Annotated in this window: 14 protein-coding genes; 6 read left to right on the top strand and 8 right to left on the bottom strand. The window is 72.1% G+C overall.

Annotation, left to right across the window (positions count from 1 at the left end; genetic code table 11):
• Positions 1 to 43: 43 nt before the first annotated feature.
• Both Q6350_RS12165 and Q6350_RS12160 read left to right on the top strand, forming a co-directional pair.
• Complete coding sequence (locus Q6350_RS12165) at positions 44 to 1384, top strand: glycosyltransferase 87 family protein (RefSeq protein WP_305066300.1); 1341 nt, start codon at positions 44 to 46, stop codon at positions 1382 to 1384.
• A gap of 96 nt (positions 1385 to 1480) precedes the next feature.
• Complete coding sequence (locus Q6350_RS12160; protein ID WP_304604548.1) at positions 1481 to 2608, top strand: glycosyltransferase family 1 protein; 1128 nt, start codon at positions 1481 to 1483, stop codon at positions 2606 to 2608.
• Between the two features lie 39 nt (positions 2609 to 2647).
• On the opposite strand, the gene Q6350_RS12155 is transcribed toward Q6350_RS12160, so the two are convergent.
• Positions 2648 to 3319 carry a DUF2461 domain-containing protein gene (locus tag Q6350_RS12155; RefSeq protein WP_305066298.1) on the bottom strand — a complete coding sequence of 224 codons (672 nt, stop codon included), beginning with the start codon at positions 3317 to 3319 and terminating at the stop codon, positions 2648 to 2650.
• A 163-nt stretch (positions 3320 to 3482) separates the two neighbouring features.
• Between Q6350_RS12155 and Q6350_RS12150 the strand changes: the two genes are divergently transcribed.
• Positions 3483 to 4160 (top strand): Type 1 glutamine amidotransferase-like domain-containing protein, encoded by a 678-nt coding sequence (locus Q6350_RS12150; RefSeq protein WP_305066296.1) that lies wholly within the window; start codon positions 3483 to 3485, stop codon positions 4158 to 4160.
• Positions 4161 to 4189: 29 nt separating this feature from the next.
• Positions 4190 to 4753: a hypothetical protein gene (locus Q6350_RS12145; protein WP_304604551.1), complete on the top strand. Its 564-nt coding sequence runs from the start codon at positions 4190 to 4192 to the stop codon at positions 4751 to 4753.
• Here Q6350_RS12145 and Q6350_RS12140 read toward each other — a convergent pair.
• The 4 genes from Q6350_RS12140 to Q6350_RS12125 form a co-directional block, all read right to left on the bottom strand.
• The gene (locus Q6350_RS12140; protein WP_304604552.1) at positions 4712 to 5338 is read right to left on the bottom strand and encodes a class I SAM-dependent methyltransferase; all 627 of its coding nucleotides are present in this window, start codon (positions 5336 to 5338) and stop codon (positions 4712 to 4714) included. The genes Q6350_RS12145 and Q6350_RS12140 overlap by 42 nt on opposite strands.
• A 210-nt stretch (positions 5339 to 5548) precedes the next feature.
• Positions 5549 to 9661 carry an NPCBM/NEW2 domain-containing protein gene (locus tag Q6350_RS12135; protein WP_304604553.1) on the bottom strand — a complete coding sequence of 1371 codons (4113 nt, stop codon included), beginning with the start codon at positions 9659 to 9661 and terminating at the stop codon, positions 5549 to 5551.
• Between the two features lie 80 nt (positions 9662 to 9741).
• Complete coding sequence (locus Q6350_RS12130) at positions 9742 to 12786, bottom strand: alpha-N-acetylglucosaminidase TIM-barrel domain-containing protein (RefSeq protein WP_305066294.1); 3045 nt, start codon at positions 12784 to 12786, stop codon at positions 9742 to 9744.
• 117 nt (positions 12787 to 12903) lie between these two features.
• Entirely contained in the window at positions 12904 to 15135 is a 2232-nt protein-coding gene (locus tag Q6350_RS12125; RefSeq protein ID WP_305066293.1) for a hypothetical protein, read from the bottom strand.
• A 334-nt stretch (positions 15136 to 15469) separates the two neighbouring features.
• On the opposite strand from Q6350_RS12125, the gene Q6350_RS12120 reads away from it, so the two are divergent.
• Together Q6350_RS12120 and Q6350_RS12115 are read left to right on the top strand one after the other, a co-directional pair.
• Positions 15470 to 16111, top strand: coding sequence for a hypothetical protein (locus tag Q6350_RS12120; RefSeq protein WP_304604556.1), 642 nt, complete (start codon positions 15470 to 15472; stop codon positions 16109 to 16111).
• Positions 16112 to 16142: 31 nt separating this feature from the next.
• Positions 16143 to 17186 carry a WxL protein peptidoglycan domain-containing protein gene (locus Q6350_RS12115; protein WP_304604557.1) on the top strand — a complete coding sequence of 348 codons (1044 nt, stop codon included), beginning with the start codon at positions 16143 to 16145 and terminating at the stop codon, positions 17184 to 17186.
• A gap of 9 nt (positions 17187 to 17195) precedes the next feature.
• On the opposite strand, the gene Q6350_RS12110 is transcribed toward Q6350_RS12115, so the two are convergent.
• The 3 genes from Q6350_RS12110 to Q6350_RS12100 are packed head-to-tail and all read right to left on the bottom strand — an operon-like array spanning position 17196 to position 20239.
• Positions 17196 to 18473, bottom strand: a complete 1278-nt coding sequence (locus Q6350_RS12110; protein WP_304604558.1) for an N-acetylglucosamine-6-phosphate deacetylase — start codon at positions 18471 to 18473, stop codon at positions 17196 to 17198.
• Entirely contained in the window at positions 18470 to 19303 is an 834-nt protein-coding gene (locus Q6350_RS12105; protein ID WP_304604559.1) for a class II fructose-bisphosphate aldolase, read from the bottom strand. Before Q6350_RS12105 ends, Q6350_RS12110 begins: the two co-directional genes overlap by 4 nt.
• A complete protein-coding gene (locus tag Q6350_RS12100) occupies positions 19304 to 20239 on the bottom strand; it encodes a 1-phosphofructokinase family hexose kinase (RefSeq protein WP_305066292.1) in 936 nt (311 codons plus the stop codon).
• Positions 20240 to 20258 lie beyond the last annotated feature (19 nt).

The raw sequence follows: 20258 nt of genomic DNA, 5'->3' as shown, positions 1-20258 counted from the left end.
CGCCGTCGGAGCGCCGGGGGTGGCGTTCTGGCACGATGTGGCGGTGCCCGACGCCGCGCAGGACCGCTCACCGGAGAACCCGCCCACCGCGACATCCGCTCCGGCGGCCGGCAGCGGAGGGCGGCTGCTCGCGTCCCCCTGGCTGCTGGCCCTCGCCTTCGTCGTGGTGCACGCACGCCTCGTCCACGAGGCGATCTCCTGGCAGAACACGATCTTCGGCGACGTCACGCTGTACGAGTGGTGGGCGCGGCAGGGCCTGTCGGGCGGCGAGTGGCCCGTCCTGGACTACACGTGGGTGTACCCGGCGGGGGCCCTGGTGCCCGTGGGGCTGCCCGGGGTCCTCAGCGTCGACGTGCTCGGGTACGAGATCGTCTGGACGGCGATGATCGTCCTGCTCGACGCCGTGGCGACCGTCGTCCTGGTCCGCATGACGCCGCGGGGTGTGCTCGGCGCGTGGTGGTGGCTGCTGTTCCTGCTCGCGCTCGGGCCGATCTTCCTCGGCCGGATCGACGGCGTCGTCGCCCCGATGATCCTCGTCGCCCTCGTCCTGGCCCGCCGCCACCCGCGCATCGCCGTCGCCGTGGCCACCGCCGGCGCCTGGGTGAAGATCTCCCCCGGCGCCGTCGTCGTCGCGATCGCCGCCACCCGCCGCAGCCTGCGCGACCTGCTGCGCACCGTCGTCGTGCCCGGGGCCGTCGTCAGCGCCGTCGTCGTGGGGCTCGCGCTCGCCGGCGGGGCCGGTGTCCGGGCGCTGAGCGTGTTCGGCCAGCAGGGCAGCCGCACCCTGCAGGCCGAGTCCGTGGCCGCCACCTGGTTCTCCGTGGCCCGCTGGTGGGACCCGTCGGTACGGATCGAGTACAACGACGAGATCTACACCTTCGAGGTGCTCGGGGACGCCGCCCGGACCGTGGCCGACACCCTGGACTGGCTGCTGATCCTCGCCGTCGTGGCCGTGGCCGCCCTCACCTGGTGGGTGGCGCGGCGACACCCCGAGCGGACCTACGAGATCGTGCTGCTGTCGGCCGCGGCGCAGCTCGTCGCGCTCATCGTCTTCAACAAGGTCGGCTCGCCGCAGTTCATCGCCTGGATCGGACCCGTCGTCGCCGTCGCGCTGGCGTCGCTGCCCGAGGGCCGTGCGTTGCGCGCCTGGTGGCCGCCCGCCCTGGGCATGGTCCTCGTCGCCTACGCCACCTACCTCGTCTACCCGGTGGGCTACGGTCCGTTCCTCGCCGGCGACGCCTGGATCGTGGTCATCGAGGCGCTGCGCAACGCCGCGCTCGTGGTGCTCATGGTCGGTGCCGTGTGGCAGCTCGTGCGGCTGGGCACCGCGGAGCCGGGCGGACGCCACGTGACGACGACGGACGACGACGCCCGGTCCGCGTAGCCGGCACCGAACGTTTCCCACCCGTTCCGCGGGTCGACCCCGACCCGTCGCCGGCCGCTCCCCCGTTGGTCACCCGGGCCCGCCAGTGTGCGGAGCGTGAGGGTAGCGATCGTGGCCGAGTCCTTCCTCCCGCAGGTCAACGGAGTCACGAACTCCGTCCTGCGGGTCCTCGAGCACCTGCAGCGCACCGGGCACGACGCGCTGGTCCTGGCTCCCGACACCGACGACGGCGACCTGCCGCCGTTCGTGCACGGCGCCCCCGTCGTGGAGGTGCCGTCGGTCGGCCTGCCGGGCTACCCGGACGTGCGGGTCGTCGTCGGCCAGCGTGCCCGGATCGAGCGGACGCTCGCGGCGTTCGCGCCCGACGTCGTGCACCTCGCCTCGCCGTTCATGCTCGGCTGGCGCGGGATGCAGGTCGCCGAGGCGCTCGGCGTCCCGGCCGTCGCCGTCTACCAGACCGAGGTCCCCAGCTATGCGGCCCGGTACGGGGTGCGGCACCTCGAACCGCTGCTGTGGTGGCGCGTCCGCACCCTGCACGACCGCGCCGCGCTGACGCTGGCGCCGTCGACGCCGACCATCGACCACCTGCGAGCCCGCGGCATCCCGCGGGTGCACCGCTGGGGACGGGGTGTGGACACCGAGCTGTTCCGCCCCGGCGCCCGGGACGATGCCTGGCGGCGAGAGGTCGGGGCCGGGCGGCCGCTGCTCGTCGGGTACGTCGGGCGGCTCGCCGCGGAGAAGCAGGTCGAGGCGCTGCGGGTGCTGCACGACCGGGACGACGTGCGGCTCGTCGTCGTCGGCGAGGGTCCCGAGCGGCCACTGCTGGAAGAGCTGCTGCCGGAGGCCCGCTTCACCGGTCTGCTGCGCGGCGAGGAGCTGGCCCGCGCGATGGCGAGCCTGGACGTCTTCGTCCACCCCGGCGAGCTGGAGACGTTCGGCCAGACCCTGCAGGAGGCGCACGCCTCCGGGGTGCCCGTCGTTGCCCCCGCCGCGGGCGGCCCGATCGACGTCGTCGCGCACTCGCACACCGGCTGGCTGTACCCGCCGGGCGACCACCGGGCGCTGCGCGCGCACGTCGACGACCTGCTGGGCGACGACCGCAAGCGACGGGCGTTCGGTGCGGCGGCCCGGGAGCGGGCGCTCGGGCGTACCTGGGCGAAGGTCTGCCACGAGCTGGTGCAGCATTACGAGTCGGTGGTCGCCGCCGTCGCGACGGAGGTCTGAGCGCGTCCACGCGCTGCCGCGCGGGGTGTCCGCCGATGATCAGCGGAGGGTGACGAAGCGCAGCAGGGGCGAGACGTCCTGGGAGAAGGCGGTGACGCGATCGGTGACGGTGTCGTCGAGCCAGGTCGAGCGCGGCAGCGGCCGCATCACGACCAGCTGCCGCAGCCGCAGGTGGTCGGCCAGGGGATGGTCGGCGTGCTCGGCGTACCCCCGCGGCATGGTCCTGACGGCGTCGCTCCGTTCGAGCTCGAGCCCGGCGGCGGCGAGGTCGTCGACGACGGCGGTGAAGCGGTCGGGGTCCTCGACCATCGACCGGCGCAGCGGGTCCAGTCGCGCGGTGGGCGGCTTGTAGAGCCCGCCCGCGAGCAGTCCACCGTCGGCGCTGAGCTGCACGTAGACCAGGCCGCCGTCCTCGGTTTTGGTGCCGCTGGGCGTCAGCAGGCCGGAGCGCGACGTCGAGTACGGGCTCTTGTCGGGACTGAAGCGGACGTCGCGGTTCATCCGGAAGGTGGTGGCCGACCCGCCGCGCAGGGGGACGTCGGTGTCGGCGAGCCGCGCGGTGACCTCCTCGAGCAGCGCGACGAAGGGTTCGTCGACGTACTGGTCGAAGACGTCTCGGTGGGCCCTGAACCAGTCGCGGTCGTTGTGCGCGGCCAGCTCCTCGAAGAAGGTGAAGGTCTTCTCGGTGAAGCCGGTGCCCTGGGCGCTCACGTCCCACCCCCCCGTCGGAGACAGTGACCACGGTACGGGGCGCGGCCGCTTCGGGCCGCCCGTCCGCGCGTTGTCTCGACGGTCGGGGCGCGCGATGAGTTCCGCGCCTGTCCACCGTCCTTGTGCGTGACCCCTCTGCCCCACCGCATCACGGGAGGCGCACATGAAGCTCCTGCTCACCTCGGGCGGCGTCACGAACCCGACCATCCGCTCGGCCCTGGACGACCTGCTCGACAAGCCCGTCGCCGCGTGCACGGCGCTGTGCATCCCCACCGGCATGTACGGGCACCCCTGGGTGGGGCCCGGCGTCAGGGTGTGGGAGTTCGTCGCCGGGAAGGAGGAGGGCAATCCCATGGTCGGGCTCGGGTGGCAGTCGATGGGGCTGCTGGAGCTCACGGCGCTGCCCAGCCTCCCCGCCGAACGCTGGCAGCCGGTGGTCCGGGACGCCGACGTCCTGCTGTTCAGCGGCGGCGACGCGGTGTACCTGAGCCACTGGGTGCGGGAGTCCGGGTTCGCGGATCTCCTGCCCGAGCTGACGGACACCGTCTGGCTCGGGATGAGCGCCGGCAGCATGGTGACGACGCCGCGCATCGGGCAGGAGTTCGTCGGGTGGCAGCCGCCCGGCGAGGGCGACGACAGCACGCTGGGACTCGTGGACTTCTCGATCTTTCCGCACCTGGACCACCCGAACCTGCCGACCAACACCCTGGCCGCGGCCGAGACGTGGGCGGCCGGCCTCGGCGGCCCCGCCTACGCGATCGACGACGACACCGCGATCGTGGTGGCGGACGGCGCCGTCGAGGTGGTCTCCGAGGGGACGTGGAAGGCACTGGCCGTGTGACCTCGGGAGATGGCACCTAGGCTCTTCCGATGACATCGTCCACGAGATCGCCGACCTGGCGGCTCGCGCTCAGCGCCCTGGCGACCCTCCCCGGAGTCGTGGCCTACGTCGTGATCATCGGCTACCTCGATCTCCACGTGGCCGCCGTCTCCAACAACGCGCGACTCGACTGGACCGGGACCACCTTTGTCTCGGTCATGTCCCCGCCACCCCACATCTGGCTGCTCTGGCCGGGCGCGGCCGTCGCACTCGTGACCGGTCTCGCCGTGCTGCTGGCCTGGCGTTCCCGAGCGAGGGCGAACTCGTACCGCGAGCTGGTCCCCCTGTGGACGGCCACGCTCACGCTCGTCGTGCTGACGGTCTGGCTCGTGGTGTCCACCGAGCTCCCCTACAACGCGGCCGTCGCCCTGGCCAGTCTCGTCGACCCCGAGCCGATGCTGGTCGTCTGGCTCCGCCTCGGCGCGCTGAGCATCGCGACCTACGCCTTCGCCGGCGCCATGATCGTGCTCTCGGTGCTGCCCCTCAGGGCCGCGCCGACGGAGGTGGACCCCTCACACCGTGAGGACGGCAAGCGTGATGTTCCCGCCGGCTGACGGACGCTGCGTGGTGAGGGTCAGCCCGGCCTCGTCGACGAGGGACCGCAACCCACCCCGCCGGAGGTAGGTCAGGGCGTTCCGCGCGTGGCGGGGTCCGGCGAGGAGCTCGGCCACCGCCGTGAACGCGCGTGTGCCCCACCCGCGCGGGAACCGGAGGCCGTCGGTGCCGAAGTCCGTGACGAGCACGCGGCCGCCGGGTGCCAGCGTCCGCCGGGCCTCACGCAGGAGCGCGACGCCGTCCGAGCGGCTGATCGAGTGCAGCACCAAGGAGACGAGCACCAGGTCCGCGCTGCCGTCGGCGACGGGCAGCCGCGACCCCTCGACGAGACGCAGGTCCGCCTCGGAGCCGAGGCGCTCACGCGCTGCCGTGATCATCGCCGGTGAGGTGTCCACGCCGACGACGGCACATCCCTCGTCCGCATACTCGGCCAGCGCCGCCCCGGTGCCGCACCCGATGTCGAGCACGGTCCATCCCGGATCCGGAGGGCACATCCGCCGGGCGATCCGACGCAGCGGCGCGTTCATCGGTTCGACGACCCGGTCGTAGACCTTCGCCCGCACTCCATAGGCATCGCGTCCCATGAGCTCGCGCCTCCTCCCGGCCAGCGTCCCACGCATTCCGGGCCCCCGGAGTCTCTCGGCACCGACGGAGGCCAGCGATCAAGCGGTGGGACTGCGCCGTGCTGCGGCCCGACGGGCGCCGGGACACGGAAGGCCGAAAGGGCCCACCGGCGCGTGATCTCGCGCAGGTGGGCCCTTTCGGCGAGCACCGCGGTGCCCGCCAGTGGCGGATCAGCCCACCGGGTACGGGACGGCCCGCGTCGCGGTCACCTCCTTGCCGTCGATCGTGCCCGTCACCGTGACGAGCACCTCTCCGGCATCGACGGCGTCCGATCGCGTCGAGAACGCCTGGTAGGCGCTCTGTCCCGGCTCGACCTGGCTGAACGACTTGTCCCCGTACGGTGTCTCGATCGTGACGTCGACCGGAACCCCCTCGTCGTTGACGACCCGGACGGCCAGAACGGTCGAGGACCCGATGGTCCGCAGACGGACATCCGTCGAGAACGCCAGCTCCGGGGCGTCCTCGTCGCACTCGAGACGCGGACCGCCCCAGACCCCGTGCGCACCGTTGATCGACGTCCCCGGCGTGGAGACGGCGAGCTCGAGGTACTGAGCCCCCGTGAGGTCGAGGTCGATCTCCTCGGTGGGGAATCCCGGCTGGAACGTCGTGCCCTCGTAGCGGCTCACGTCGTCGACGTCGACGGAGAAGATCACCGAGCCGGAGAACCCGTCCTCGAGGCCCGCGTCAGAGGTGAACCGTGTGCACTCGCCGCCCAGGTAGTAGGTGATCCTCGAGGGCGCGTGGACCCCCAGACCCTTGTCGTAGGTCTCCTTCAGCTCGTCGGTCGTGTTGATGACGAGCGGCTTGTCGGGTGAGCTCGCGTTGTCCTTGTTGGCGACGTCGATGCCGATCACGCCGTACCCGTTGGAGGCCGACACCCACGGCAGGTCCGACAACCAGACGTCACCGGACGGAGCCTCGGGCAGGGTCAGGTCGACGGGCCTCATGTCGAACAGGATCGCGCGGTCCGTCTGCGAGAAGGTGATCGACCGGAGCTCCTTCGACGGGTCCAGCGCTACGACGTTCGCGTACACCCGATAGGTGTACGAGGGGTACTCGTAGCCGTCGGGGTTGGCGGCGTTGTTGCGGCCCTTGCTCTCCACCGCGTCCACCGCGTCCCGCCGATCGCCCTGCAGGAGCCAGTTCGGCAGGAAGAACGAGCGCTCAGCGGTCGTGCCGTCGGCGTAGGTGATGGTCACCTCCGGGGTGACGCCGCCTCCCGACGCCCCCGACCCGAGGAACGCGAGGTGCGTCCCCGACCCGGAGACGGCGACGGTCTGGCCCGCCAGGGACGTCGAGTTCGCGACCCCGGGTGCCGCATCCGGCCACACCATGTCGAACGTGTCGTCGCCCCGGGTGACCGAGACCGGCTCGCCCCAGGTCGCTCCGGCGTCGGCCAGCGCGGTCTCCGAGAACGAGGCCCCCGAACCGTCGAAGTTCCCGGTGTCCTTGGTCTCGAGCGACGTGATCGAGACACGGTTGAACGCGTCCGCCAGGTTCGCGAAGACGACGTCCACCTGCTGTCCACCGGACACCGATCGCTCACCGCCGGCCGAGTCGAGGTAGGCAGCAGCGCCCCGGACCGTGGCAGCACCGGCCTTCGCGCCCGATCCCGGTGTGACGACGAACGTCGCAGTGACCGAGTCCCCCGGGGCGACAGCCGCCGCGGTGCTCCCCTGCACGTCGTCCGTCGTCCAGCCCTCGGGGAGCTCTGCCGCGATCTCGAGGTCCGTCTTGACCTTCGTGCCGGTGTTGGTGAAGGTCATCTCCACCTCTGCGGACTCACCGGGGAACACCTGGCCCGGCGCCTCCACCTCGAGCGACACCCGCTGACCGTCCGAGTCGAGGCCGCCGACGGCGCTGGTACCACGCAGCACGAGGTTCGCCGACGCGTCCGCGGCGAGGGTCCCGACCTTCACCCGCACGACGCCGCCGCGCTCCTCGTCGAAGAACCAGCCGGTCGCCGCCTCCGAGAGCGCGGCCGCGTCGGCGACCTCCGCGAGATCGGTGCCGTCGAGCACGACAGCCTCCGGCGCGGACCCCGTGTGCACGTCGAGGGCGTACGGACGCTCCTCGGCCATGCCGGTGTAGCCGCCGTCGCGCGAGCCGATGGCGATGCTGACGTCGCCGCCGTCGCGGTCCGGCGCCTCGACCGTGAAGCTCTGGCGCGCCGACCGTCCATCGGCGTACTCCCGCGTCACCTTGTCGTCCTCGTACAGCTCGAACGTGCTCTCACCCTGGGGGTAGACGTCGAGCGTGATGGTCGAGTCCTCCGGGACCAGCGAGGCGTTGCGCGCGACCATCCCCTGCGGGACGATCGCGCCGGCGCGGACGAACACCGGGAGCGTGTCGAGCGGCGCGTCGTAACCGTCGAGCACCCGACCACCGTCGTACAGGCGTCCGGTCCAGTAGTCGACCCACTGCCCCTCGGGCAGGTAGATCCCGTCGCGCACGTCCGAGTCGGTGTACACGGGCGCCACGAGGAAGTCGGTCCCGAGCAGAAACTCGGTGTTCGCCTCCTCGCCGTACGCCATCGGGTCGTCGGGGTACTCGAGCGCGACCGACCGCATCGGCGGCGTGCCCTGGGAGTGCGCCTGCGCGGCGAGCGTGTAGATGTACGGCATGAGCCGCTGGCGCAGCTGCAGGTAGTCGCGGTTGATCTTCGTCGCTTCGTCGCCGTAGAGCCACGGACGCTTGTCGACCGCGGCCCAGCCGCTCATGGAGTAGAGCGCCGGGGCGAACGCCTTCCACTGCAGGTCGCGGACGTACGACTCCGGCGACCCGCCGAAGATGCCGTCGACGTCGCCGGTGGTGAACGGGAGGCCGGAGTTGCCGGCGCCGGTCAGCGCCGAGACCTGCCAACGCACCGCGTCGAGGTTGCCCGCGTGGTCACCGGTCCACTGCATGCCGCAGCGCTGGGAACCGGCCCACCCCTCCACCATGAGTGACGTGCCGCGTGCGTCGGAGAACTCCTCGATGCCGCTGTGGGCGCTCTCGCAGGCCGTCAGCGCCTGCCGGTACCCGGACCCGACCCAGGCGACGTCGAGCTTGCGCAGGCGGATTCCCGCCTCGGCGACCTCGTACTCCTGGTTCGTCAGGGACCGCTCGGTCCAGAGGCCCGTCACCAGGTCGGCCTCCTCGGCGATCTGCGCGACCGTCTCGGGCAGCTCGGTGTACTCGCAGCCGTACCCGTCGTTGACGAGCATCCAGCCGCCCGGCATGTCGTTCTCCTTGAAACGGGCCGCGGTGATCGCCGCCTGGGGCGTGGTCTGCTTGATGCCCTCCGGGTCGCCTCCTGTCGGCGAGTAGTCCGGGTTGGAGCGGTTGTAGCAGTCGGCGTCCCCGTACTCGAGCGCGTACACCGGTGGCATCAGGGGGCGTCCGGTCAACGCCGTGTAGCCGTCGAGCGACTCCTTGTAGTCACCCACGAAGTAGTAGGCGTCGAACCGCCGCTCCTCGTGGGTGGTGGTCGCATCGGCCGTGAACGTGTACGAACCCCGGGCGAACGTGTTGCGCAGGACGCCGTAGCCCGCGCTCGTCATGTAGTAGGGCACCGCGTTCGGGTAACCGTCGTCGTTCCAGTCGAAGTTCCGGGCGACGTTGACGGTCTCGCCCGTGTGGATCGAGCGCCCGTTCTGCATGCCACCGCCGAGGAACTGCTCCCCGTCCTGCGTGGCCAGGTGCTGCGTCGCACTGTCCGCGCCGAAGGTGACGGGCGCCGACTCCTCCCAGACGACGGAGCCGTCGGCGCGGTGAAGGGTCATTCTCGACGTGTCGGCGTCGACGGTGAGGGCCACGGCGTCGGTCGACAGCGTGATCTCGCCGTCGGCCTCCGTGACCGTCGGTTCCACACCCGGGAACTCGTCACGCCCGACGACGATGTCCGCCGTGCGGGCGGGGTCACCCTCCGGTGTGTTCGCGGGGTCGGTGAAGCTCCCCGACGGGTCGGACTCCACGCGGACGGTCGCCTCGTCGAGGAACGTCACGCGGGCAGCGCCGTCGGCGGCCTGGAGCGTGACCTGCTCCGCGTCCTGCACGACGTCGGAGATCGCACCGATCGTCGTGCCGGACGCGTCGACGGGTACTTCTGGGACCACGGAGGACGTGGCCGTCCCGACGGGGGTTGCGGTCGCGACCGCCGCTTCCGCAGCGCCCGTCGAGACGGGAGGCGCGGCGAGGACCGCGGTCGTCGCCAGGGCCAGCATCGCGCCGGCTGCGGCGGGACGGCGGCTGCGGCGTGGTGGCCGTGACCGGTGGTCGGATCGTCGGACTGAGGGCCTCATGCAAGCTCCTTCGCTCGGGAGCGCCCGGGGGCGCGAGGGGGCGGGGCGGCCGGACGGGAGTCCGACCGCCCCGGTGGAGGTCAGTTCGCGCTGCCGTAGGGGAGCTCGAACTCCGCCGTCCGTTCGGGGTCCTCCCCGACGGTCGTGACGCTGACCCGGACGGTGCCTCCGTCCAGGTCCTCCCGGAGCACCAGGCCCCGGTAGAGGGACTCGCCTGCCTCGACGCGTCCGGAGACCGTCCCGGACGACGTGGACATCTCGACGTCCACGGGCACGTCCTCCGTGTTGTCGACCCGCATCGCGAGGACGGTGCGCGAACCCACTGAGCGGAGCTCGGCAGAGGCCTCGACGGCCACCGCCGGCCCGCAGGTGACGCGGGCGTCCGCCCAGTCGGCCCGGTCCCACCACTCCGCACCGGCACCGGGCTGGGTCGACGCGACGTCCGGATCGGCCTCGAGGGTGAGGGTCTCGACACCACTGACGTCGACCGAGACCTCGCGCGGATCACCGGCACGGACGGTGCCGCTGTCGAAGAGGACCTCGCCGTCACCGACCACCCGGAAGATCACGCTCGGGTAGGCGTCCGAGCGGTTCATCGTGTCGTCGATCCCCACGATCGCGTCGAACGCGGAGCAGCTGCCGGCGAGATACAGGTCGACCTCGGCCCTCGCGTTGACACCGATCCCCTTGTCGTACACGGTCCCGTCGATGGTCAGGGGCTGACCGTCGCCCGCGGCAGCGTTGCCGACCTCGGTGTCCCGCTCGACCGGACCGTACGCGCCGTTCACCCGCGTCGCGACGAACGGCATGTCGGAGACGTAGGTCGTCCCGGCGGACGGCGGGTCGGGCAGGGGCGCCTCGGCCTCCGCGTGGCGGTCCACCACCTCGGTGGCCAACGCGACGATGTCGCCGCTGGCTTCGGTCGGGAACGACCCCGTGCCCTGGACGAACTCCTCGCCGACGGCGTACCAGTCGATCGCGGGGGCGGGCGTGCCGTCGACGATCCTCTGGTGCTGCCCGTCGAGGAACTGTTCCCAGCGTCCCTTGTAGTAGGTGCCGACGAGCCCCTGCCACTCACGGTTCGCGTAGTCGTTGAGTCCGGCGTTCACCGCGGACCGATCACCCCACGTCGTCAGGATCGACCGGGCGTCGACCTCGAGCGCCGCGGCCTGCTCGTCGTCGACGGCGTAGGACCGCGCACGCTCGAGCCACGCGCCCAGGAGGTTCTGCTCCTGCGTCCCGACCACGTCGTCGAGCAGGTCCATGTTCGCCAGCCACTGGTCGGACAGCTCACGGAACGTCTCGGCGTCCCGGTTGGACGACGCCTCGGCGAGGCGCGGGAGCAGTGTGCGGGAGGTGTTGGAGAGAACCTGTCGTGCGACGTCCATCAGGTCGTACGCGTAGGTCGGCGTGGCCCGGGCCTCGGGGCTCGCGTCCAGGAGCAGCGGGAGCGCCGTCGCGAACTCGTCGATGTCGTAGCGAGCCCTGCCCGGCGAGAACGACGCGGCGGTGGTCCGCGACAGGCTGGGCGTGGCTCCGTAGAGCCCGTCCTGGGCCTCGCTCCACCCGTCGTCCGTCGGCAGGTCGTACACCGTGCGTCGCAGGACGTCCCAGGCGGCGACGGCGGACTCGTCGCGCACCCCGTAGCGTCGGGTCGCGAAGTCGGCGAACCACTTCTCGACGTCGACCGGCCCGTCGCTCCAGGCCCGCGACGCGAGGAACTCGAACGCGACGGGGTTGTTGTCCCCGGCCTCCGGCAGGATCGCGACACCGGTCATGTGGGAACCGGATCGGTCGAGCCACTCGTGGTAGCGGGTGTTCCAGAGGCTCAGCTGAGCGCCGAGCGTCGTGTGCCCGCCGAAGTTCCAGATCGCACCGAACGCGTACGGGACGGGCGCCCAGGACGCTTCACGGTCGAGCACGCGCCGGTCCGAGAGCCCGTCGACGATGAAGGTCGTCGCCGGGTCGGCCGCGTCGATGATGGCGCGGGGAGGGTTGCTCTGCCAGCCGAGCAGCACCCAGGTGGCTCCGGGGTTGGCTGCCTGCAGGGCGTCCTCGACGCCGAGCGTCGCCTCGCCCACGTCCACGCCACCGGCCGTCCCACCCTCGTGCAGGAGGTCCATCTTGTACATCGTCGAGGTGCCGAGGATCTCCTCCGACGCGGTGTAGAAGGCATCGGCCACCTCGGCGAAGACGCCGTCGGCGGGGCTGAGCCAGTCCGGCCGTTCGAAACCGACCCACCCACCCTGGGGCACCGTGACCGCACCGGGGTTCCGCTCGGCGAACTCGTCGGGGACGGTGCCGAAGTACCCCGGCAGCACGGGCGTCATCCCGAGCTCGCGCAGGCGGTCGGCGATCTTCCGGCCGAGCTCGGCGCGGGCGTCGAGGGTGGCCTCCGTGACGGGCGACGGATACCCGGACATGTTCTGCAGGAGCCACCACGGCTGGTGCGACGGCTGCGGGATCCAGGCGAGGATCTCGTCGGTCGAGTACCCGAACTGCGTCAGCGTGTCGAAGTAGACCGCGTCCGTCCCGACGGGCATGAACACCTCGTTGATGCCGTGGGCGGCGAACACGTCGATCGCGCGCTCCCAGTCCTCCCACGTCCGGTACGCGCCGGTGTAGCCGTCCTCGGTGTCGTTGCCGTAGAAGCGGTGCTCGACGTTCGCCGAAGCCTCGATCGGCGCGTCGGGCAGCGGCAGGTCCGACGGGAGGTCGGGTCCGTCCGTCCCCCCGAGGTTGTCGCCGTTCCACGAGATGGACATGTCGAGCTCGGCGCCGAGGTAGTCACGGAAGCCGGCGACGATGGTCGAGGGGGACGTGCCCTCGATGCGCACCGCCCCGGCGTCGGCCGTGACCCGGTAGCGGTCGCCCTCCCCGCCGGCGTCGATCCCCACCAGCTCCAGGTCGTCGCGCGCTCCGACGAGTCGCTCGATCGCGGCGCGCGCGGGCGTGGTGTCGAAGGTGCTGGGGGCGGGCGGGGTGTCGTCGACGGACGCGGGTGGTGGTGCGGACGGGACGGCTGAGGCCGTCGGCACCAGCGCTCCGACGGCGAACGTGGTGAGTGTGGCGAGGACAGCAAGCCGTCGACGGCGTGCGGTCGTCCGGACTGTCGTACGGGACATGGCGGGTGCCTCTCGTGTGTCGTGCAGGGGCTTGGTCACGACGTCATCTCGACGACGGACGGAGGGTTCACGTGCGGACACAGCGCTCTCCGGGTGTCGTGGCCGTGGGAAGCGGGGTCAGCCGCAGTCGGTCGCGGTGTAGGGGACCGTGGTGGTGGTCGAGACCGTCTCGCCCTCGATCTCCGCGCTCGCCACGACCTCCACCTCACCGGCGGGGACGGAGTCCTCCCGGGTGGCGAACGTCGCGGTGGCGAAGGTCCCCGGTGCAACCGTGGCGAAGGACCGCGTGCCGTGATCGCCGCCGATCTCGATCGCGACGGGGTCCGGCTCCTCGTTCTTCGCGGCCACGGCAAGGTAGGCGTGCGAGTCGAGGCACCGCAGCTCCGCCGTCGCCGTCACCGTCGGCTCCGACATCGGCGCGACCGCGGTGGGCGGCGTGGGCAACGGGTCGTCGTCCAGCGAGGACATGATCAGCAGGGACAGCGCGCCGGTCCAGACGAGCGGGCTCACCGACGTCGCCTTGCCGTCCGACGCCACCTGCTCGGGGAGCTCCCCCAGCCAGGTGCGCGAGTCGACGATCCAGTCGAGGGTCTCCGTCGCCCGGGCGGTGTTGCCGGTGCCGGCCCACGCCAGCGCGAAGAAGCTCGTGCTGGGTGTCCAGGCGACACCCCACCCGGAGCCGCCTGGAACCACGCCACCGCTGGGCAGCACGAGCGCGTCCCAGGAGGCGTCGAGCGCGTCCGGCAGACCAGCCGGCGCCTCCACGAAAGGGGGTGCCATGAGCCCGACGGCGGATTCCCGGGCATCCGGGTTCTCCGTCGTCCGCGGGTACCCGAGCGGGGCGAACGTCCTCGCGATGCCGTCGGCCAGCGCGTCGGCGGCACTGCTCCAGCGATCGCGGTCGTCGGCGTTCCCGGTCTCCGCAGCCAGGTCCGCCGCGGCATTCAGCCCGGCGAGCAGCGGGACCGCCGTGCCGAGGTTGGGCGTGTCCGTGCCGAGCTCCCAGTAGTCGGGCGAGGCGGGCGGAAGACCCGTGTCAGGGTCGAGCGAGGCCGCCGAGTAGTCGGCTGCCTTCTGCACGGTGGGGTACAGGTTGGCGAGCTGCGCGTCGCGCGTGCTCGACTCGTCGGCGGCCCGATACCACTGCCAGATCGACCACGGCACGAAGCCGTTGCCGTCGAGCTGCCACTCGCGGTCGTCGGGGGGACCTGCGCCGTCGAGCGTCGTCCGGGCCTCCCACGTGCCATCGGCACGCTGCGTCGAGGCGTTGAAGGTGTTGATCCGGAGCGACTCCTCGATGTGACCGGTGGCTGCGAACGCCGCCGCGACGAAGCTGGAGTCACGCGGCCAGGAGTATTTCCAGGCCGAGTGCCACGCGGCGGCGACGGCACCGTTCGGCCGTGTCAGCGCACGCATCGAGAGGAGCGCCCGCTCGGCGGTGGCCCGCTCCTCCGCGGTGCTCCCGGGAATGGTCCCGGACGCGAGCCAGGCGCGTGACTCCTCGATCTGAGCCATGGCGTCCGCGTCGCCGGCCGCCACGGTGACCGGGCTCGTGGCGCCCTCGGGGAGGTAGCGCCACCGGCCGTCCGGCATCTCCAGCACGTTGCTGCCCGGGACGTACTCCGCACCCCAGCCCTCGGACGGGGAGATCGGGGCGACGTCGGTCCCGTTCGAGTACAGGCCCGCGACCGGAAGTCGCAGCGCCCAGTCCGGCACGACCTGGTAGCAGCCCCCGCCGCACCCCTCGAGGCCCGTCGGGTTGATGTGGAACGCGGCACGGCTGCCGCCGTACTGCTGCCACCCGCCCCAGTAGGGCACGTCGTAGTTCCAGCTCGGCAGGGACCCGGGCCTCGCTGTCTTGGTCCCGTGCCACGCCACCTTGCCGGACGGCACGTCCGCCTGCACCACCAGCGCGTACCCGGTGCCGCCCGCCACGGAGACGTCGTAGTCGAGGTCGATCCAGCCGGACCCCGAACCTCCGAGATCCTCGGCGATGTCGATGCCGGACGTGGCGATCGCGCTCGTCGGCTCCTCGACATCGGTACGGATCTCCGTGGTGATCGTGCCCTCCGTCGCGCTCGAGGACAGCCAGACACTGACCCGCTCGACGGTCGTGTCGACGTCGAGCACGAACTCCTGGGCAGCCGCGTTGTCGGGAGCGACCACGCTGTACAGCGCGGTGTCGTGGTCCGGCTGGTCGACGTAGGCGTCACCGTCCGCGGCGAGCGGGAGGGCCGTCGGGGCAGCTGCGGCCGCGGGAACCAGGGCGCCGACGCCGAACGCCGTGAGGGTCGTGAGGACGGCGAGCCGTCTGTGGCGCGCTGCCGTGCGGACTGTCGTTGGGGCCATGCCTGGGTGCCTCCCGTGCTTCATTGCAGCTGGACAGTGCTCGGTGTGGACGAGAATGACACATTCTGACTTTCATGACCAGAGTTCACGCAAAATCCGTCATAGAGTTCTGGCGGCCACATGCTGTCCATCACGGCCGAGACGCGCTGCAGCCAGACCGGGCACAGCGCGACCACGAGGACCGGGCTGTCTCTGCCGTCGCTCAGGGGTAGACACCGATGATTCTTTCTGAGAGATTCCTAGTTCTACAGAGCAGAAACCTGCTCTTGCCTCGTCGACGAGCCGGTGCGGCACGTGATGAGGCGGATCGCGACGACGACGACGGAGATCTCACATGAACGCACGGAGCACCAGGCGGCGCACGGCCGCCGCGAGCATCGGCCTGTCCCTGCTCGCGGCGGCCGGTGTGCCGACCCTCGCGGCGGCCGCCGACCCGGCCGGTGACGACAGCATCGACATCTCGGTCGACATCGAGGACCTCACCCCTGCGGGCGAGCTGTCGATGTCCGTGGCCGCGAACGACGGCGTGGCCCTCGTCGAGGAGGGCTCCGACGACACCGCACGCCAGTTCGTCGGGACCACGCCCACCGTCACGGTGACCGACACCCGCTCCCCGGAGGAGGTGCCGGACGGGTCGTACTGGGCCGTCGTCGGACAGGCGGGCGACTTCGTGGAGGGCAGCGACGCCACGCAGACGTTCGGCCCCGAACACCTCGGCTGGGAACCCCGGCTCCTCACCCCGTCCTCGACCGGACTGGTCGCCGAGGGAGAGCCGGTGTCCTCGGTGGTCGACGACGGCACCGGCGCCGCCGCCGTGGGCCTGGAGGGGCAGGAGCTGCTCGTCTCGACGTTCTCGGCCGCCGAGGAGATCGGCACGTGGGACGTGGAGGCCGGCCTCACGCTCCGGACGCCCGCCGACATCCCTGCCGGCTCCTACACCTCGACGCTGACGCTCACGCTCTTCGAGCAGAGCTGACGCCCCACCCCGCACACCTCAGGAGTCCTCGATGATGCGGTCATCCGTTCTCGCCACGGTCCTGGGGCTCGCCGCGTCCCTCGCCGCCCCGTCCGCCACCGCGGCCGGGGCGGCGGAGGACGCCTCCGAGCCCGACCGCATCACGTGGTCGGTGGCGGCTGCCGACACCGCCGGCCCGGACGGACGCAGGTCGATCGGCCACACGGTCGAACCGGGCGCCTCGACGACCGACCAGGTCTCCGTGACCAACCACAGCACCGCCGAGGTCACCTTCGCCATGGCAGCCAACGACGGCTACCTCACCGCGAACGGGAGCTTCGACGTGCGCCCGTCCGGATCGGAGCCGGTCGACGCCGGGTCGTGGATCGAGGTACCCCCGTCGGTGACCGCAGGACCGGGAGAGACCGTCGTCGTCCCGCTGGACATCGCCGTTCCCGCGCGGGCGACGCCCGGAGACCATCCCGCGGGCGTGACCGCATCGGTGATCACGGGTGACGAACGTGTCCGCGTCGAGAACCGCGTGGGCGTGCGGGTCGACGTGCGGGTGCCCGGTGCGGTGGAGGCGCGCCTGGACGCCACGGACCTCGACGTCACCTACGAGCCGTCCTGGAACCCGTTCGCTCCCGGCTCCGCCAGCGTCCGGTTCGACCTCGTGAACGACGGGAACGTCCGGCTGGCCGCCGATCCGCTGGTCACGGCCGACGCCTGGGACGGCCAGCGGTCCACGACCGCCGAGGGCGGCGAGGTCCTCCCCGGGAGCTCGCGCGCGGTCGAGGCCGACGTGGAGCAGCTCTGGCCGCTCGGGCCCGTGCGGGTGCGCGTCGCCGCGCAGCCGTCGGCCGTCGAACCCACGGGTGACGCCGCCGACGTCGTCGCCGAGCCCGTCGCCGCCGAGATCACCGCCTGGGCCCTCCCCGTGCCGCAGCTCCTGCTCCTCACCGGGCTCGTCCTGCTCCTCGGTGCCGGCGTCGCTCGACGCCGTCGCCGGAAGCAGGAGCTCGACAGGCTTCTCGCGAGCGCTCGTGCCGAGGGGGCCGCCGCAGCCGAGCGCAGGCTGCCACCTGCCGAGGAGTGACCGCCCGGGTCATCGCTGCACGGGCAGGACGTCGTTCCCCGCCCGCAGCACACGGCGGACACGGAGGTCGCCGTCGGTCACGACGACGTCGGCGCGGTGCCCGACGACGATCCCTGCGACGTCGGCCAGGCCCAGGACGTCCGCCGGCGTGCTCGATGCTGCCCGCACGGCGGCCACCAGGTCCGCACCGGCCGCGACCGCGGAGCGGACGACGTCCAGCAGACGGCTCGTCCCGCCGGCGATGGAGCTGCCGTCCGCGAGCCACGCGGCGCCGTCGACGACGCGCACGCTCATCGGACCGAGCTCGTAGCTGCCGTCGGCCATCCCCGCTGCTGCCATCGCGTCCGTCACGAGGGCGATCGCTCCCGACGGCGCCGTGGCCCCGCCCCGAGCCGCCCCGCACTCGAGCATGTCGAACACGGCGCGAACCATGCCGGGGGCGAGGTGGACACCGTCGGCGACGAGCTCGACGACGAGCTCGCCGCGTGCCGCGGCAGCAAGGCACGCGGCGACCGGACCGGGCGACCGGTGATGCAGCGGTTCCATCCCGTTGAACAGGTGGGTCGCCGTGATGCGTGAGTCCCGGCGACCCACCGCGGTCAGCGCCGCGCGAGCGGTCGAGATGGCCCGCTCCGTGGTGTCCGTGTCGGCAGCCGTGTGCCCGATCGACGGCAGGATCCCGAGGTCGACGAGGGTCTCGATGACCCCGCCCGGGCCGACGACGCCCTCGATCTCGGGCGCGACGGTCATCGTGCGCAGGTGGCCACGAGCGGCTGCCGCCAGCGCCCGGACCAGGTCCGGATCTCCCGCCCGCAGGTGTCGCGGGCTCTGGGCACCACGCCGTGCGGGTGAGAGGAACGGCCCCTCGAGGTGGATCCCGGCGATCTCGCCGGCGTCGGCGAGATCGGCGAGCAGCGCCACTCTCTCGCGGAGCACCTCCGCGGGCGCCGTCACCAGCGAGGCGACGACGCTCGTGGTGCCCTGGTGCAGGTGCGCGGTCACGGCGTGGCGAGCCCGAGCGGCTGTCGCCGCGTCGGGGAAGCTCGCCCCGCCGCCACCGTGGTTGTGGAGGTCGACGAGGCCGGGCAGCACCGTCGAGCCCGGCCGCGGATCGGGCACCGGCGCCTCGCCTGCACGAGCAGGCAGTGCCGTCCGCGGTCCGCACCAGTGGATCCGACCGTCCCGGATCTGCACGGCGCCGTCCTCGATGACGTCGGTCGGGGTCACGATCCGGCCGACCACCACCTCGGTGTCGGCGGTCGCCTCGCCCGCGTCGTCGTTCTTCACGCGCGCAGGACACCGAGAAGTCTGTGGACCTCGGTCTGCACGGCATCCCGGCCCGCACCGACATACTTGCGCGGATCGACCACCGTGGGATGGCTGTCCAGGAACGCGCGCAGCGCACCCGTCAGGGCAGCGTTCAGATGGGTCGAGACGTTCACCTTGGTCATGCCCGACTCGACGGCGCGCGTCAGGTCCTCGTCGGCGACGCCGGAGGAACCATGGAGCACCAACGGCACCGGGACGACGCGGCGGAGCTCACGGATGCGTCCGAAGTCGAGCGACGCGACGCGTTCCGTCATGGCGTGGGACGTGCCGACGGCCACTGCCAGGGCGTCCACGCCCGTCGCGCGCACGAACTCGACGGCCTCGGACGGATCCGTCCTGACACCCGGAGCATGGACACCGTCCTTGCCTCCCACCTCGCCGAGCTCGGCCTCGACGACCGCACCTGCGGAGCGCGCCTCCGCGACGACCTCGGCGGTCGCCGCGACGTTGTCCTCGTAGTCGAGCGTCGAGCCGTCGAACATGATCGACGTGAAACCCAGCTCGAGCGCCTCGGAGACGAGGGAACGGTCCTCCGCATGGTCGAGGTGGACGACCGTCGGCACACGTGATGACCTCGCGATGCTCAGGGTCGCCGCGCCGATGGGCTCCAGCGCACCGTGCCAGCGAACCGCGTTCTGGCTGATCTGCAGCACGACGCCGGTCCCGGCGCGCTCCGCGGCGGCGACGAACGCCTCGGCGTGCTCGACATGGATGACGTTGAAGGCGCCGACCCCACGGCCGGAGCGCCATGCCGGCTCGAGCAGCTGGTCGGTGGTGACGAGAGGCATTCACTTCTCCGTAGTCGTGGAGACCCGGGCGAGCAGGGTCTCGATGTGCTGAGGATCAGCCGCGCCGGCGACGGGCTGGAGTACGGCGGCCGCCGACGTGGCGACGGCGAGAGCGAGGCGGCGGGGCCACGGCGCGGCTCCTGACGCCGCGAGCGCAGCCATCGCCGCGTCGCCCGCTCCGGTGGGGTTGCCCACCACAGGCTCGGGGAGTCGCGCGTGCGCCAGGAGTCTCGCCCCCTGCGGCCCGGCCACGAAGGCGTGCATGCCCCGCTCCCCGTCCGTGACCACGACCGACCGTGCGTGCTGCAACAGCTCGGCGGCCCCACGGACCATGTCGTCCGTCCCGGTGGCCTCGGCGAGCTCCGACCGATTCGGCTTGACGAGGTCGGCGCCGGCCTCCGCCGCCCAGCCGAGCGCCGGACCCGAGACGTCGACGTACACCTGCGCCCCGGTCGCCTGCAACGACCGCACCAGGTCGGTGGTGCGGTCCTTGGTCGTGCCCGGAGGCAACGACCCGCAGACGGCGACCACCACGTGCGACGGCGCCGGTGCGGCCTCTCCGACGGTCCGGACGGTGGCAGCGATCAGGTCGGCCCACTCCGCGTCGTCCAGCTCCGGGCCCGGCTCGTTGACCACCGTGGGATGCGCTCCGTCACGAGGCACCATGGCGACGGACTGGCGGGTCGGACCTGCCACCGGCACGATCAAGGACGGCAGGCGATCCTCGAGCAGGTCGTCGGCGACCAGCCCGCCGAGCGCACCACCGAGCGGAAGGACCGCGGTGCTGCGGGCACCGAGGGTCCGGGCCACCCGAGCGACATTCACACCCTTGCCCCCGGCGCGCGCAGACCGCGCGTGCACCCGGACCGACTCGCCGATCGTGAGGTGGTCCACCTGATAGGTCAGGTCCCAGGCGGGGTTGGGAGTGAGTGTCACGACGGATCGTGGCACGCCC

The organism is Isoptericola sp. b515 (genome assembly GCF_030588125.1).
GTDB lineage: Bacteria > Actinomycetota > Actinomycetes > Actinomycetales > Cellulomonadaceae > Isoptericola > Isoptericola sediminis.
Note: the sequence above shows the minus strand (reverse complement) of the source record. Positions and strands in the feature narration are given on the sequence as shown.